This is a genomic window from Rhizobium ruizarguesonis, assembly GCF_017357285.1.
Classification (GTDB): domain Bacteria; phylum Pseudomonadota; class Alphaproteobacteria; order Rhizobiales; family Rhizobiaceae; genus Rhizobium; species Rhizobium ruizarguesonis.
This window is the reverse complement of record NZ_CP071678.1, coordinates 4335850-4351874: the sequence shown is the minus strand read 5'-3', so window position 1 is coordinate 4351874 and position 16025 is coordinate 4335850. Positions and strand designations below refer to the sequence as shown.

13 protein-coding genes are annotated in these 16025 nt (G+C 62.4%); 7 read left to right on the top strand and 6 right to left on the bottom strand.

Translation table 11 applies throughout. The features are described 5' to 3' along the window. Positions 1–123: 123 nt before the first annotated feature. Positions 124–336: a 30S ribosomal protein S21 gene (gene rpsU / locus J3P73_RS21350; protein ID WP_018072771.1), complete on the bottom strand. Its 213-nt coding sequence runs from the start codon at positions 334–336 to the stop codon at positions 124–126. Between the two features lie 177 nt (positions 337–513). Then, positions 514–2115, bottom strand: a complete 1602-nt coding sequence (locus tag J3P73_RS21345; RefSeq protein WP_130675767.1) for an adenylate/guanylate cyclase domain-containing protein — start codon at positions 2113–2115, stop codon at positions 514–516. 286 nt (positions 2116–2401) lie between these two features. Between J3P73_RS21345 and J3P73_RS21340 the strand changes: the two genes are divergently transcribed. After that, positions 2402–4573: a CHASE2 domain-containing protein gene (locus J3P73_RS21340; RefSeq protein ID WP_130692736.1), complete on the top strand. Its 2172-nt coding sequence runs from the start codon at positions 2402–2404 to the stop codon at positions 4571–4573. 5 nt (positions 4574–4578) lie between these two features. On the opposite strand, the gene J3P73_RS21335 is transcribed toward J3P73_RS21340, so the two are convergent. After that, complete coding sequence (locus J3P73_RS21335; RefSeq protein WP_130675765.1) at positions 4579–5568, bottom strand: FecR family protein; 990 nt, start codon at positions 5566–5568, stop codon at positions 4579–4581. Between the two features lie 254 nt (positions 5569–5822). On the opposite strand from J3P73_RS21335, the gene J3P73_RS21330 reads away from it, so the two are divergent. Genes J3P73_RS21330 through J3P73_RS21305 form a run of 6 tightly spaced genes read left to right on the top strand, consistent with a single transcriptional unit; the run spans position 5823 to position 11805 of the window. Then, a complete protein-coding gene (locus J3P73_RS21330; protein ID WP_018497539.1) occupies positions 5823–7076 on the top strand; it encodes a sarcosine oxidase subunit beta family protein in 1254 nt (417 codons plus the stop codon). Beyond that, on the top strand, positions 7076–7477 hold the full coding sequence (locus J3P73_RS21325) for a hypothetical protein (RefSeq protein ID WP_130692734.1): 402 nt from the start codon (positions 7076–7078) through the stop codon (positions 7475–7477). Before J3P73_RS21330 ends, J3P73_RS21325 begins: the two co-directional genes overlap by 1 nt. 12 nt (positions 7478–7489) lie before the next feature. After that, a complete protein-coding gene (locus J3P73_RS21320; protein WP_128405920.1) occupies positions 7490–7831 on the top strand; it encodes a sarcosine oxidase subunit delta in 342 nt (113 codons plus the stop codon). Continuing rightward, entirely contained in the window at positions 7828–10821 is a 2994-nt protein-coding gene (locus J3P73_RS21315) for a sarcosine oxidase subunit alpha (protein WP_130675763.1), read from the top strand. The genes J3P73_RS21320 and J3P73_RS21315 overlap by 4 nt, the downstream gene beginning before the upstream one ends. After that, positions 10814–11362, top strand: a complete 549-nt coding sequence (locus J3P73_RS21310) for a sarcosine oxidase subunit gamma (protein ID WP_012758987.1) — start codon at positions 10814–10816, stop codon at positions 11360–11362. The genes J3P73_RS21315 and J3P73_RS21310 overlap by 8 nt, the downstream gene beginning before the upstream one ends. 44 nt (positions 11363–11406) lie before the next feature. Further along, positions 11407–11805 carry a VOC family protein gene (locus J3P73_RS21305; protein WP_130692732.1) on the top strand — a complete coding sequence of 133 codons (399 nt, stop codon included), beginning with the start codon at positions 11407–11409 and terminating at the stop codon, positions 11803–11805. A 14-nt stretch (positions 11806–11819) separates the two neighbouring features. Here the strand turns inward: J3P73_RS21305 and J3P73_RS21300 are convergent, their stop codons facing one another. The 3 genes from J3P73_RS21300 to J3P73_RS21290 form a co-directional block, all read right to left on the bottom strand. Beyond that, positions 11820–12308, bottom strand: coding sequence for a MaoC family dehydratase (locus tag J3P73_RS21300; protein ID WP_130675761.1), 489 nt, complete (start codon positions 12306–12308; stop codon positions 11820–11822). Positions 12309–12398: 90 nt separating this feature from the next. Then, on the bottom strand, positions 12399–14378 hold the full coding sequence (glgX, locus tag J3P73_RS21295; RefSeq protein WP_130692730.1) for a glycogen debranching protein GlgX: 1980 nt from the start codon (positions 14376–14378) through the stop codon (positions 12399–12401). A gap of 12 nt (positions 14379–14390) precedes the next feature. Beyond that, positions 14391–16022 (bottom strand): alpha-D-glucose phosphate-specific phosphoglucomutase, encoded by a 1632-nt coding sequence (locus J3P73_RS21290; RefSeq protein WP_018072785.1) that lies wholly within the window; start codon positions 16020–16022, stop codon positions 14391–14393. Positions 16023–16025: the final 3 nt, after the last annotated feature.

The window sequence follows — 16025 nt, the reverse complement described above, 5'->3', positions numbered from 1 at the left end:
TTCCCCATGCGGCATACCCGGTGCGCGGATATGCGATCTTCAGCGGCAAACTAAAAAAGCGGCGGCGAACCCATCGCCCCCGCCACAATGCATCTGAAAACGTCGAAAAAACGACGGAAACGCTCAGCGTGCGACCACACCTTCGCGCTGGGCGCGCTTGCGGGCCAGCTTGCGAACGCGACGAACAGCCTCGGCCTTTTCGCGAGCGCGCTTCTGCGACGGCTTCTCGTAGTAGTCGCGCATCTTCATTTCGCGGAAAATGCCTTCGCGCTGCATCTTCTTCTTGAGAGCGCGGAGAGCCTGATCAACATTGTTATCGCGGACAAGTACCTGCACGAGAATCACGTTCCTTTGGTTGGTTGATGCCGGAGGCGGCGCAGCGGCCAGAGGCAAAACAATAACGTTCGCGCGGCCGCAGCCTTGCGATTGGTGATGCGGGATAGCAGATTGGGCACGGGAAGTCCAGATGGATATGGGAGGCGCACGGAAAAATCATGCTTGCCCGATATCCGGTCACGATCCGGCGGTTTCGGGCAGGGTTTCGTCCAGCGCGGCGATCGCCTCCTTGAGAGCCGTCCTGACCCGGAGGCGATCGGCAGGCTCCAGCCGGCTCATATCCAAATGCAGGTCAAGGCCCGAGAGGTGCTCGCTGAGAACGCGGCTTTTGTGGTCCGCACCGAGCGTCAACCCATCCACCGCATAGGGCACGATCTCGCGCTGTATGCCCTTCATGGTGATCGGCGGCAGGGGATGGGCGTCGACGATTTCGTTCACCAGCGCGTAGGTTTCGTAGCTGATGACGATCTCTCCTCCTTGCGCGATCGATTGCAGCCGGGCTGCGAGATTGGCCTCCGCCCCGATGATCGTATAGTCCATGCGGTCGTTGCTGCCGAAATTGCCGACATTGCAATAGCCGCTGTTTACCCCCATGCGGACGACGAAAGGCTCTTCGGTGCCGTTTCTGCGCCATCTGTCCTTGAGTTCGCCGAGACGGCGCTGCATGTCGACGGCCATGCGCAGACATGCTTTCGCATCCTCTTCCGGGCCCTTGGTTTCGGGATCACCGAAGAAGACCAGCATCGCGTCGCCGATGAATTTGTCCACCGTGCCGCCATGCTCCAGGGCAATGTTCGACATCTCGGTCAGATATTCGTTGAGCATCTCCGTCAGGGCTTCCGGTTGCAGGCGCTCGGTCGTCGCCGTGAAGTCCTTGATGTCGGAGAAGAAGATCGTCAGGCGCTTGCGCTCGGTATGGACGACGACGTCCTTCTGCCCGGAGAAGATGCTCTTGTAGATCTGCGGCGAGAGATAGCGCGAAATCTTCATCGAAACGCTGGCGAGGAATTCGTTCGCCGCTTCCAGATCCTGGTTGGCGCTATGGATTGCGCGCGTCTGCTGTCGCTGGAGCACAATGAAGCTGATGCCGATGACGGCGACGAAAAGAAAATAGCAGAGCAGGTATTTGAAGGCGAAGACGTTGCTCGCGTAGGGCTGCCGGATGATGACTTCCTGAATGCCGCGAACATCGCCCACCTTCCAATCGGTCTTCGGGCTTTCGGGGTGGGTATTGTGGCAGGCAACACAGGCTTGGCCCATGACGACGGGGGTGATGAACCGCAAGGTATCGGTCAATCCGACGCGGGTGAGATCGTTCAGGGTCTGCTGCGGATTGGCGCGCAACGCAGCGAGCGCTTTTTTCTCGAAGTCGTCGAGCTCGTGGGATGCGCGGCTCTTGAACGGCAGGTCGGAGACGAAACGGTAGGTGATATTGGCCTGCTGCTCCTTGATGACGTCGCCGAGCTCCAGGGAAAGCGTGGCCGGCAGCGGGATGGCGCCTGGAATATTCGCATAGTTGTGGGACACCACCGTGCCCTCGGTCGCGCCGCTGGCATGGGCGGCCAGAACGCGTCCCACGACATTCGTGGAATAATAGGAGCGGATGCTCGATATCAGCGAGCTCATGTCGCGGGCCTGGCGCCGCAGGGTATTGCCCGAGAGATCGCTGATATCAAGCCAGACGGCAAGCGGCAGCCCGGCGAGCATTGCCAGCACGACGACAATCAGCCAGTAGCCGCTTCGGCGTGCGGCGGATTCGGAAATCACGGCGACCTTCATCCTTCTCTCGAAAGAGCATCCGATTTTCGATCGTTACAAGAGCATTTCACCGCGCGCCGGGCAAGGTTGAAGCCTTTTCATCCAGGCAAGCCCGGCGAAAACTGGAGGCGTGGCCGTATTGAAGACGGTTCCCTGCAGTTCGCCGGAAAGCGAAATGCGGGAGGCTGAAAAGAGCGCGCCCCCGGGATGCATCTGCGAATGGCGTTTGGGAGGAAAGCGGCGTAGCTTGTCTGCCGGCAGGTGCGGGTCGCCCTGCCGGCCGTGGGAGGGGACACCCGGTGAGATCATGACGCGTGCGCAGCAAATCGGTGTCGTTCTCGGCCTGGCGATCGTGACTGCGCTGACGATCCTTCGAGCAAGTGATCCCGGGATCTTCAAGTTGATCCGCGGCGTGACCTTTGACGAGTATCAGCGGCTGGTTCCCAGAACCTTCGAGCCGATGCCGGTGCGCGTGATCGACATCGACGAGACCTCGTTGCACGAATTCGGCCAATGGCCCTGGCCGCGCGACCGGATGGCCTTGCTGGTGAACCGGCTGTCGGAGATGGGCGCATCGGCCATCGCCTTCGATATTCTTTTCGCCGAGCCGGACCGGCTGTCACCGCGCAATGTTGTCCGCGACGTCGCGGGGATAGACCCTGCGCTTGCCGAGAAACTGCCCGACAACGACGAGATATTCGCTCGATCGATTGTCGAAAAACCCGTCGTGCTCGGCTTCGGCCTTTCCAATGAAGGCCACTACCGGCCGCCGGTGAAGGCGGGCTTTGCCTTTACAGGCGAAAGCCCCGTTTCGGCTCCACCCTATCTCGGTGCCTCGACGCCGCTGCGGCCGCAATTGGAGACCAACGCGGCGGGGCTCGGCCACATCAGCCTCAATCCCGGCAATCCCTCGCCGGTGGTACGGGCGGTCCCCCTGTTCCTGACCGACGGCGAGCAGCTCTATCCGAATCTCGCGATCGAGGCGCTGCGTGTCGCACAGGGGGCTTCCACATATGTTTTATCAGGCGCGCCCGATCGGGCCGGCATCATGACATCGGTAAAGATCGGGGATTTCGTCGTGCCGCTGACGGCGGCGGGCGAGCTCTGGCTCTATGTCACCCCCGACCGGGCGGAGCGTTATATATCCGCCCGGCAGGTGCTTGCGGCCGAAGGGGTCTCTCCAGATGTCGCCGCCGCCATCGACGGCAGCATCGTCTTCGTCGGGACGTCGGCGGCCGGCCTGCAGGACATCCGCGTCACCGCGCTCGGCGAGAACGTTCCCGGCGTTTCGCTGCATGCGCAGGCCGTCGAGCAGATCCTCTCCGGCCGCTTTCTCTCGCGGCCCGACTGGGCGGACGGGCTGGAAATCCTGATGATCGCCGTGCTCGGATGCCTGCTCGTCGGGGTGACGACCTTCGTCAGTCCCGCCGTCGCTCTGGCCTGCGGCCTGCTGATTACGGCCATGGCACTGGTGGCGTCCTGGCTCTCGTTTCTTTATGCGGGGCTTCTCCTCGATCCGCTGGCTCCGATCATCAGCGGATCGATCACCCATTTCGCCTCGACCTCGTTCCGGATCCTGGTGATCGACAGAGAGCGGCGCGAGGTGCGGCGCGCCTTCGGGCATTATCTTTCCCCGTCGCTGCTCCATCGCATCGAGCATTCCCGCGACGCGTTGCGCCTCGGCGGAGACGACCGCGAGCTGACGGTCATGTTCGTCGATGTCAGGAGCTTCACCGAGATCAGCGAGCGGCTGGCGCCGACTGCCGTGGTCGCGTTCCTGAATACGTTGCTCGATGCGCTGAGCCGCCATGTGGTGGCCAATGAAGGCACGCTCGACAAGTTCATCGGCGATTCGATCATGGCGTTCTGGAATGCACCCGTCGATGTGGCGGACCATGAAACCAAGGCCGTTCGCGCAGCGCTTGCCATGCGCGAAACGCTGGCCGAACTGAACGCCGGCGACGCTTTCGGCTTCGGATCCGGACAAGAGGTCGGGATCGGCATCGGCATCCATACCGGCCTTGCCTGCGTCGGCAATATGGGCGCCAAGACGCGCTTCAACTATTCGGCGGTCGGCGATGCCGTCAACATTGCGGCGCGGCTGGAATCATGCTGCAAAGAGGTCGGTTTCGATATTCTGATATCAGACAGCACGGCGAGATCGGCGCAGGGAATGGCGCTGATCGAGGCCGGCGCCATTCCGCTCAAGGGGAAAAGCAGCCGAACGCAGATCCTCGCCGTCGTCGGCGACGAGCGCGTCGCAACCTCCGCCGAGTTCGCCGCGCTTGCGGTGGTTCATGAGCAGCTGACACAGGCGCTGCATTCGCATTCGAAAAATACGCGCAAGCTTATCGGCACGGCAAAGCTCAGGGCGGCGCAGGTGATCGGCGGGCTGGCGGAATTCTACCAGCGGATATCCGGCAGAAGCGATCACTTCCGCGAGGTGCATGATGGTTTCGAGAAGAGCGTCGCCGATTGACGGCATCAGCGGTTGCGATTGAAATTCCGGCCCCTGTCGTGGTTCCCGTCCCCATCACGATCGCGATCTTTATCGTGATCGCGGTCACGATCTCGATGATGCCCTTGATCGTGATAGTCGTGATCATCGTGCTGATCGTGATGTTCATGCCGGCCACGGCCATCATGCTTGTCGGGTTTATCCGGTTTGTCGTGATGCGGCGTGTCAGGCTTGGTCGGCCGCTCCTTCTGCGGCTCGGCCTGTTTCTGCGGCGGATCCTGCCTCTGCGGCACGGGCGAAGCCGGAGGCGGGGGCCGTTTTCTGTCCTTTCTTTCCGGCGCGACGGAGGCCATATTGCAGCCGCCGAGCATGCCTATGCCGCCCGCAAGCCGCTGATTGCCGGAGAGGAAGGGCAGGGCGCGCTCATTTCCGAGCGTCTCGAAGATGCTCGGATCGACCCGGCGCGCCGCCGACATATTGCCGTTCGGCTTGGCCACCACGCAATCGCAGCGCTGCTGCAACTGCCGGCAGCCGCCCGGACCGCAGAAACGGGCAGCACCATTCAGCAGCACGACGGCGGTCGTGCCGTCAGGGCCGACGTAGAAATCGAAAGCGGTGCCGCGTACGCCGATCGTGCCGGCCGGCGTCAGGATCTGGTAGGCCGAGGAGTTGGAACTGCCGCTGACCCAGCGGAACGTACCCTTTGCCGCCCTGATGGTCAGTTTCTTGACCGATTGGGAATCATCGAAGACATATTTGTCGATGACGACCGACGAACCCCAGCCGACCGCGAGCTTTGTGCCGTCACGAAACAGGAACTGGCCAAGCCCCGATTGCGATGTCTTGATGCGCTCGTTGCGATGAACGCTGGTGTCGACCTCGATAGGACCGCTCTGTCCCGTCACCTCTGTCTTGATGACGACAGCCTGGCCGACCGGCTCGGCGGCGGGTGCCGGCCATGCGCTGCTTAACGCGATGCAAAGCGTCGCGACTGATACTGAGCGCCAACCCCACATGATACACATACCCCACAACATGTGATTGTTAACATTTTAGCAATTGCTTGTCTTCTAACCCTGTTGGGTTAGGACCCAGGGTCAGCGGTTAAGCGCAAATGCCGTCGCCGGCGTCATTCGCCTGAAGCGGCATTCTCTTCAGCGTGTCGAAACCAAAGCTCTCGCGCGTCGCAAAAGAACCGTTGTGCCGCATTTGGATTTGCGATTTGTATGAGCGCGGAGAACAAGCCCTTTCCCGAAGGAGAAGAAGGCGGATGCGGAAATATTCGGTTTTTGCCGTGGCACGGGAGGCCCTTCGCGGCCACAAGGGCTGGGAGAAGCAGTGGACGTCACCGGAGCCGCGTGCCGAATACGACGTCGTCATCATCGGCGCCGGCGGCCACGGCCTGGGTGCTGCCTACTATCTCGCCAAGGAGCACGGCATCACCAATGTCGCGGTGATCGAGAAGGGCTGGCTCGGCGGCGGCAATACCGGGCGCAACACGACCATCATCCGCTCGAACTATCTCTACGAAGAGAGCATGCACATCTACGAGCATTCGATGAAGCTCTGGGAGGGGCTGTCCCAGGAGCTCAACTACAATGTGATGTATTCGCCGCGTGGCGTGATGATGCTCTCGCACAATATTCACGACCAGCAGTCCTTCAAGCGGCATATCCATGCCAACCGGCTCTATGGTATCGACAATGAATGGCTGACACCGGAACAGGCGAAGGCCTATTGTCCGCCGCTCGATATCTCAGCCAGCGCGCGCTACCCGATCAACGGGGCGGCCCTGCAGCGGCGCGGCGGCACGGCGCGGCACGATGCGGTTGCCTGGGGTTATGCACGGGCGGCGTCAGACCGCGGCGTGCACATCATTCAGAATTGCGAAGTGACCGGTATCCGGCGCGGCCCCGATGGACGGGTGACCGGGGTCGAGACCTCGCGTGGCTTCATCGGCGCCAGGAAGGTGGCGGTGTCGGCGGCCGGCCATACTACCACTGTCATGCAGATGGCTGGCGTGCGCGTGCCGCTGCAATCGAGCCCGCTGCAGGCGCTGGTTTCCGAACCGCTGAAGCCGATCTTTCCCTGCGTCGTCATGTCGAACACGGTGCATGCCTATATCTCCCAGTCCGACAAGGGAGAGCTCGTCATCGGCGCCGGCACCGACCAGTACAATTCCTATTCCCAGACCGGCGGGCTGCAGATCATCACGCACACGCTCGACGCCATCTGCGAGCTCTTCCCGATGTTCCGGCGCGTCAAGATGATGCGGCAATGGGGCGGCATCGTCGACAATACGCCGGATCGTTCGGCGATCCAGTCGAAGACGCCGGTTCCCGGGCTCTACGTCAATTGCGGCTGGGGCACCGGCGGCTTCAAGGCGACGCCGGGTTCGGCCAATCTCTTTGCGCATCTGATTGCCCGCGATGAGCCGCACAAATTCAATGCCGGGCTGACGCTGGAGCGCTTCCGCAGCGGCCGGCTGATCGACGAGGCGGCGGCGGCGGCGGTGGCGCACTGATGTTGACGGAGGCTCTCCTGACGATCGGGATCAGCGGCGCGGCCATGCCGGCCGGTGACGTCTTTCCCGGCGTCGGAGATTTCCGCCTGCAGAAGATCCACAAGGCTGCCGGCGAAAGCGAATGGCCCTTCGTTGCCGAGAGCGGCACGCTGCTTTGCGCAATGATCCTGCGCAAGCCAGCCGTCTATTTCGTGCCTGAGGCCGGCGGAACGCCGGGACGTGCTTTCGCGATCGACAATGATATTACCATGATGGCTTTTGCGAATATCGGCATGACCGACGTACTGGAGCCCTACGACAATTTCGAACAGCTTCTCAAGCGCCTCATTCCCTATGTGACGATGGGAAAGCGTCTCTGCAATCAACCTCCCGGAACCAATGTTTCCGGGTCGGAACTCTAAGACGGGTAACACATGCTGCTGATCTATTGCCCCTACTGTCAGGAAGAGCGCTCCGAGCTCGAATTCCGTGGCGCAGGTGACGCGCATATCGCGCGGCCCGCCGATATCGCCTCGATTTCGGACGAGGAATTCGAGTCTTATTTCTTTATCCGCGACAATCCGAAGGGGCTGATCTTCGAGCGCTGGCGGCATATTCACGGCTGCGGGCGCTTCTTCAACGCGGCACGCGATACGGTGACCGACAAGTTCATCATGACCTACAAGGCGGGGGAGCCAAAGCCTGAGATCGGTGCGGCGGCCAAGCAGCATGGGCCTGTCGAGACATATGAAGCCGTGGAAGGAGAGGCGCAATGAGCGGCGTGAACCGTATCGCCGGCAAGGGGCGCCTGACACCGGCCAGGACCGCGCGCTTCAGCTTCGACGGCAAGAGTTATACGGCGCTCGAAGGTGATACCGTCGCCTCGGCGCTGATCGCCAACGGCGTGCATCTCATCGGCCGTTCGTTCAAATATCACCGGGCCCGCGGTATTCTGTCGGCAGGGGCCGAAGAGCCGAACGCGCTGATCGACGTTTCCCGCGATACGGCGCGCAAGCAGCCGAACGTGCGCGCCACCGTGCAGGAAGTCTTCGACGGCATGATCGTCAGCTCGCAAAACCGCTGGCCCTCGCTTGCCTTCGACGTCGGTGCGGTCAACAATCTGATGTCGCCGTTCTTTGCCGCTGGTTTCTACTACAAGACCTTCATGTGGCCGCGCGCCGCCTGGAAACACGTCTACGAACCGCTCATCCGTCGTGCCGCCGGCCTCGGCGTCGCACCGACGGAGGAGGATCCAGACCATTATGCCAGCCGCTATGCCCATTGCGACGTGCTGGTGGTCGGCGCCGGTGTTGCCGGGCTTTCGGCGGCGCTGGCTGCGGCCGAGACCGGCGCCCGCGTGATCCTTTGCGACGAGCAGGCGGAAGCGGGCGGGGCATTGCGCTACGATGCCGGCGTGAGGATCGACGGACAGGACGGCAATAGCTGGGCACAGAAGGCCGTGGCGCGGCTGAAGGCGATGGATAATGTCGAAGTGCTCACCCGCACGACCGCCTTCGGTTACTACAACCACAATTTCGTCGGTCTTGCCGAGCGCGTCACCGATCATATCGCCAAGCCTACCCGCGATCTGCCGCGTGAGCGGCTTTGGCAGGTCCGGGCGAAGCGGGTGATCCTTGCCACCGGCGCGATCGAACGGCACATGGTATTTCCGAACAATGACCGGCCGGGCATCATGCTCGCCTCGGCGGGGCGGATGTATCTCAATCATTACGGCGTTGCTGTCGGGGCCAAAGTCGGCATCTACACGGCGCATGATTCGGCCTATGAGGCGGCTTTCGATCTGAAACGATCCGGTGTTTCGATCGCCGCCATCGTCGATTGCAGGCAGACGCCGGGAGCGGCGGTGCTGGAGGAGGCGCGGGCGCTCGGCATCGATGTTCTGGCCGGCCAGTCGGTCGTCAACACCTCGGGACGGCTGCGCATCTCGTCGATGACGGTGGCGCGCAACGGCGGCGGTTCGCCGCGCAAGATCGCGGTCGATGCGCTCTTGGTTTCGGCCGGCTGGACACCGTCCGTCCATCTGTTCTCGCAGTCGCGCGGCAAAGTGGCCTTCGATGCCGAAAGCCAGCGTTTCCTGCCCGGCTCCTATGCGCAGGACTGCCTCTCCGTCGGCGCCTGTAACGGCACCGACGACCTGCAGCGGACGATCGAGGAATCGCTTGCCGCCGGCGAACTGATGGCGCAGGCCACCGGCAGAAGCAGCGGCGAGAAGATCGCAATTTCGGCCGAACAGGCCTATGACTGGACGGGCGGCATGATTGGTGCCGCCGAAGGCGCCGGACCGAAGACCAACGCCAAGGCCTTCATCGATTTCCAGCATGACGTCTGCGCCAAGGATATCCGCCTTGCCGTGCGCGAGGGCATGCATTCGATCGAGCATATCAAGCGCTTCACGACCAACGGCATGGCCTCGGACCAGGGCAAACTGTCCAACATGCATGGCCTGGCGATTGCCGCCGAAATGCTCGGCAAGGAAATCCCGCAGGTCGGACTCACCACCTTCCGTGCGCCCTATACGCCGGTCACCTACGGTACGCTGATCGGCCATTCGCGCGGAGAGCTGTTCGATCCGACGCGCAAGACGCCGCTGCACGCCTGGGAAGAAGCCCATGGCGCGGTCTTCGAGGATGTCGGCAACTGGAAGCGTGCCTGGTTCTATCCGCAGGCCGGCGAGACCATGCATCAGGCGGTGGCTCGCGAATGCCGGACGGCACGCGAGGCGGCCGGTATCTTCGACGCCTCGACGCTCGGCAAGATCGAGGTGGTGGGGCCGGATGCGGCGGAATTCCTCAACCTCGTCTACACCAATGCCTGGGACACGCTGAAGCCCGGCAAGGCCCGCTACGGTATCATGACCCGCGAGGACGGTTTCGTTTATGACGACGGCGTTGTCGGACGCCTGGCGGACGACCGTTTCCATGTGACGACGACCACCGGCGGCGCGCCGCGTGTTCTCCATCACATGGAAGATTACCTGCAGACGGAATTCCCGCATCTGAAGGTATGGCTGACCTCGGTGACCGAACAATGGGCTGTCATCGCCGTGCAGGGACCGAAGGCGCGCGAGATCGTCGCGCCGCTGGTTGAAGGGCTCGATCTTTCGAACGAGGCTTTCCCGCATATGAGCGTTGCCGAGTGCACGGTTTGCGGCGTGCCGGCGCGGCTCTTCCGCGTCTCTTTCACCGGCGAAACCGGCTTCGAAATCAATGTGCCGGCCGATTACGGCCAGTCGGTGCTCGAAGCGGTCTGGGCCAATGCCGAACCGCTCGGTGCCTGCGTCTATGGCACGGAGACCATGCACGTTCTTCGCGCCGAGAAGGGTTACATCATCGTCGGACAGGATACGGATGGGACCGTGACCCCCGATGACGCCGGACTTTCCTGGGCGGTTTCGAAGAAAAAGACGGATTTCGTCGGCATTCGCGGGTTGAAGCGGCCGGATCTCGTCAAGGACGGGCGCAAGCAGCTCGTCGGCCTCGTCACCAAGGACCCGAAGCTGGTGCTCGAAGAAGGCGCGCAGATCGTCGCGAGCCCGAACGAGCCGAAGCCGATGACCATGCTCGGCCACGTCACATCAGCCTATTGGTCGGACAATTGCGGCAGGTCGATTGCCTTCGCGCTCGTCGCCGGCGGCCGGGCGCGGATGGGCGAAACGCTCTATGTGCCGATGCCGGACCGGACGATCGCCGTCGAAGTGACGGATCTGGTATTCTTTGACAAGGAAGGGGGCCGCATCCATGGCTGATGTCGCAATTCGTAAACCGGCGCTGGCCGGACGTCTCGGCGGCTCCGCAGCGGTGCGGTTGACGACCGCACCCACGGCCAGCCGGGTGGCGCTACGCGCGCCGGCGGAATCGCTCTCGGCACTTTCTTCTGCTCTCGGCCTGACGCTGCCGGATGCTCCGAAGACATCCGGCCGGGCCGGCGCCCGATCGGCGCTCTGGATTGGCCCGGACGAGTGGCTGGTGATCGATGAGGCCGGCGCCGGTCTGATGGCTGCACTTTCCGCCGCCGGTACGCTGCATTCGGCGACCGACGTTTCCCACCGCAATGTCGCGATCATCGTTTCGGGACCGGGTGCCGAGGCGACGCTTTCGGGCGGCTGCCCACAGGATCTGTCGCTTTCTTCCTTTCCGGTCGGCGCCGCATCGCGCACGGTCTTCGGCAAGGCGGAAATCGTGCTTTTCCGTACGGAAGAAGACACGTTCCGGGTGGAGTGCTGGCGGTCGTTTTCGGATTATGTCTTCGGGCTGCTGAACGAGGCGGCTGAAGACGCTGGGCACTGAGTCTCAGCAAATCGCGGGCGTGCGCTCATTCAAGGGGTAAGCGAATGCTGCACCATGTCTCCCTCGGTGTTTCCGATATCGAGCGGTCGGCGGTATTTTACGATGCCGCCTTTGCCGCGCTCGGTTATATCAGGGTCTGGGACGATATCAGGCCAGGGCAAACAGGGCAGGCAGTCGGCTACGGCCTTCCCGGCGGCGGGGACAAGCTGGCGATCAAGCATCGCCCGGACGGCCAGCGTGCGCCCGGCCCGGGTTTTCACTTGGCGTTTGCCGCGCCGAGCCGCCAGGCGGTCGATCGGTTCTATGCGGTGGCAATCGCGCATGGCGGCAGCGACAATGGCCGTCCCGGCCTGCGGTCTCATTACGGTGAGCACTATTATGCGGCGTTCGTCATGGATCCCGACGGACATGCTCTCGAAGCCGTGTTCAATTCGGCCGAATAACAAAGCGATTTTGCTCAGATGTCCGCGGGACGGTCCTTCGGGTCGAATTGGATGATGGTGATCCATTTTGCCGTCAGTGCCGGCTTCTTCTCGTTTTCGATCTCGATCGTAACGTCATAGGTGGTCATCAGCATGCCGGCGCCGCGGAAGCGGGCTTCGGAAAGCAGGAAGCGGCCGCGGACGCGGGCGCCGCTTTTCACCGGCGTCATGAAGCGGACACGTTCGAATCCGTAGTTGATACCCAGGGTCTGTTCGCGCACTTTCGGCAGGCAATTGTAGTTCATCGTCGACAGCAGAGACAGTGTCAGGAAGCCGTGCGCGATGGTGCCGCCGAAGGGGCTCTCGGCTGCCGCACGCTCGGGGTCGACATGAATGAACTGATGGTCGTCAGTCGCCGCCGCGAAGGCGTCGATCATCGTCTGGTCGACGGTGACCCAATCCGAAAGGCCCGTTTCCATGCCGATCAATCCCCGCACGTCGGAGAGTGAAATTTCCGTGACCATGAATTCCTCGTGAAACAAGCCGCCGCGGCAAAGCCTTATCGTGCATTTGTGACGATTGCGACAAGGATTTGCGCAAGCGCGGGGAGGTGGTCAATTTTCTACGAAAAAGGCGATCGAGCGCGGCTCGACGGTTGCGTGGCCAGTGGTTTTCGTTGCTCCATCCGGCGTCAACTGGCGCCAACCCGGTTCGCCCTCACACGGAAGCGTGAAAAATTGGCGGCTCTTCGACCGGTTGAAAAGCACGCCAAGCCGGGTCTGCCTGCCGCGTGCGGAGCGGTCGCCGGTCGATAGTAACATGCCGAGGGTGGACAGCGACGGCGTCTCCCATTCGGTAACGGTCATCGGCTCACCGGAAAGCGAAATCCATTCGACATCACCATTTCCCGCCAGGAAGCCCATTTCGGAAAGGACGGTGAAGCGGCGACGCAACCCCGCAACGAAGGCGGTATGGGCGATGAGACCCTCGTCTAACGCCTTCCAGTCCAGCCAGGTGATCTCGTTGTCCTGGCAATAGGCGTTGTTGTTGCCATGCTGACTGCGGCCGCCCTCGTCGCCGGCCGTCAGCATGATGCTGCCGCGGGTGGCAAAGAGGGTTGATATCAGCGCCATCACATCCTCTCGGCGACGCTTGCGGATCGTCGGATAGACGGTTTCCCCCTCGACGCCGTTGTTCCAGGAGTGGTTCTCGTTATGGCCGTCGCGATTGTGTTCGCCGTTGGCGTCGTTATGCTTTCCGGCATAGGAGACGAGATCAATCAGCGTGAAGCCGTCATGGGCGGCGAGGAAATTGACGCTGCGCGTTTCCTTGCCGTCGTTGCGGGAGAAGATATCGGAGGAGCCGGCGAGTGCGGTTGCCAGCGCGCCGGTCTTCCAATCGTCGCCGCGCCAGTAGCAGCGCAGATCGTCGCGAACCCGGTCGTTCCATTCAAGGAAGGGCGGCGGGAAATTGCCGAGCTGGTAACCGCCCGGGCCGATATCCCAGGGCTCGGCGATCATGATGCGGTCGGCAAGCACATCGTCGGCCAGGATCGCGGCCAGTGTTCCCCCGTCGCGCTCGAAGCCTGTCGCGGTGCGGCCGAGAACCGGGGCGAGATCAAAACGAAAACCGTCGACGCCGGCATTGAGCACGAAATGGCGCAGGCTGTCGATGACGAGGCGGCGGACCTCAGGATGATCGCAGGCGAGCGTATTGCCGGTGCCTGTGTCGTTGACGAGTTCGCCCGGCCAATTCTGGGCGTGGCGATAATAATGCAGGTTGTCGAGGCCGCGCAGCGACAGCGTCGCGCCATAACGGTCGCTCTCGCCGGTATGGTTGAAGACGAGGTCGAGGATGACGGCGATGCCTTCGGCATGGAGGCCCGCGACCGTCTCGCGCAGCTCCGTCATGCCGCCAGGGACGAGCCGCGGATCGAGCGCCATGAAGGCGACGGGATTGTAGCCCCAGCCGTTGGTGAGGCCGAGCGGCGGCAGGTGGCGTTCGTCGATCCAGGCAGTGATCGGCATCAGTTCGACGGCATCGACGCCGATGCGCTTCAGATGCGCGACGACGGAGGGATGGGCAAGCGCTGCGACCGTGCCGCGCTCTGCCTGCGGCACGTCGGGATGGAGAATGGTGAAGGGCCGTACCGCCACCTCATAGATAAAGCCACCCGGTTTGAAGAGCGGCTTGCTGATCGCAGCTGGGGTATCGGTGGTGACAATCGCCTTCGGCATCAGATCCTGGCTGTCTTCGCCATAGATGCCGAGACGGGGATCGTAGCGGAACGGCCGGTCGATCTCCTTGGCGTAGGGATCGATCAGCAGTTTGGAGGGATCGAACCAGAGGCCGTTGTCGGGCGCGTAGATACCATCGGCGCGATAGCCGTAGCGCGCGCCCTCCTTCAGTCCGTCGACAAAGAGACGATGAATGTAGTTGCTGTCGCGCGCCATCGGCAGGCGGGCGAATTCCCTGTTGCCGTCATCCTCGAAGAGGCAGAGTTCGATCTGTGCGGCATGATGCGACCACACGGCAAATTCGACGCCGGTCTCGAAGACGATCGCGCCGGCTTGCGCCGAACTGCTTCCCTGCATGTTTCCCCCGGATCAGGTGATCACGGTTGGCGCATCGCGTCCCGTGCGTTCACGAATGCTGGCAATGCTTTCGGCGGCCGCGATCAGATCGGCGAGCGCTTCCTGCGTTTCGATGTTGTGGCGAGTCGAATCCGGCTCGTAGCGCTCGATATAGACGCGCAAGGTTGCGCCAGACGTGCCGGTGCCGGACAGACGGAAGACGACGCGGGAGCCGCCCTCGAAGAGCACGCGGATACCCTGATGTTCGCTCACCGATTTGTCGATCGGATCGTGATAGGCGAAGTCGTCGGCCTTCTCGACCTTCAGGCTGCCGAAGCTCTTGCCGGGCAGGGTGGGCAGCTGGCTGCGAAGATTGTCCACCAGGCCGTTCGCCGCATCGGTGTCGAGGCCTTCGTAATCATGTCGCGAATAATAGTTGCGGCCGTAGGTCTGCCAGTGCTGGGTGACGATATCGGCGACGCTCTCGCCGCGCACGGCAAGAATATTCAGCCATAGCAGCACGGCCCAGAGGCCATCCTTTTCGCGGACGTGACTGGAACCTGTGCCGGAGCTTTCCTCGCCGCAGATCGTCGCCATGCCGGCGTCGAGCAGGTTGCCAAAGAACTTCCAGCCGGTCGGCGTTTCATACATGCCGATGCCGCGCTTTTCGGCGACGCGGTCGGCAGCACCCGATGTCGGCATCGAGCGGGCGATGCCGGCGAGGCCGCCGGAATAGCCGGGGGCGAGATTGGCGTTGGCGGCAAGGATCGCCAGGCTATCGGAAGGTGTGACGAAGATGCCCCGGCCGATGATCAGGTTGCGGTCGCCGTCGCCGTCGGAGGCGGCGCCGAAATCGGGCGCGTCATCGCCCATCATCTCATCGAAGAGTTCCTTGCAGTGAACCGGGTTCGGGTCCGGATGATGGCCGCCGAAATCCGGCAGCGGCATGAAGTTGCGCACCGAGCCCGAGGGAGCGCCAAGACGATTTTCGAAGATTTCCTTGGCATAGGGGCCGGTGACGGCGCTCATCCCATCGAAGGCAATGCGGAAGCCGAGGCTGATCAGGTTGCGAATGGCGCCGAAATCGAACAGTTCTTCCATCAGCGCGGCATAGTCCTCGACCGGGTCGATGACCGAGAGGATCGTGCCGCCGGGAAGCTCGTCTTTGCCGATGCGGTCGAGATTGACGTCGGCGAAATCGGCGATCTTATAGCTGTCGATCGTCTTGGAGCGCGCATAGATCGCGTCGGTGATCTTTTCCGGCGCCGGGCCGCCATTGTTGATGTTGTACTTGATGCCGAAGTCTTCGGTCGGGCCGCCGGGATTGTGGCTGGCGGAGAGGATGATGCCGCCGAAAGCCTTATACTTGCGGATGATGTGGGAGGCGGCCGGCGTCGAGAGGATACCGCCTTTGCCGACCATGACCTTGCCGAAGCCATTGGCCGCGGCCATCTTGACTGCCTTCTGGATGACCTCGCGATTGTAGTAGCGTCCGTCGCCGCCGATGACCAGGCACTTGCCCTGATAGCCTTCCAGCGAATCGAAGATCGACTGGATGAAGTTCTCCGCATAGTTCGGCTGCTGGAAGACCGGAACCTTCTTGCGCAGGCCCGACGTGCCGGGTTTCTGGTCCAGATAGGGCGTGGTGGGGACGGACTTGATCATTTT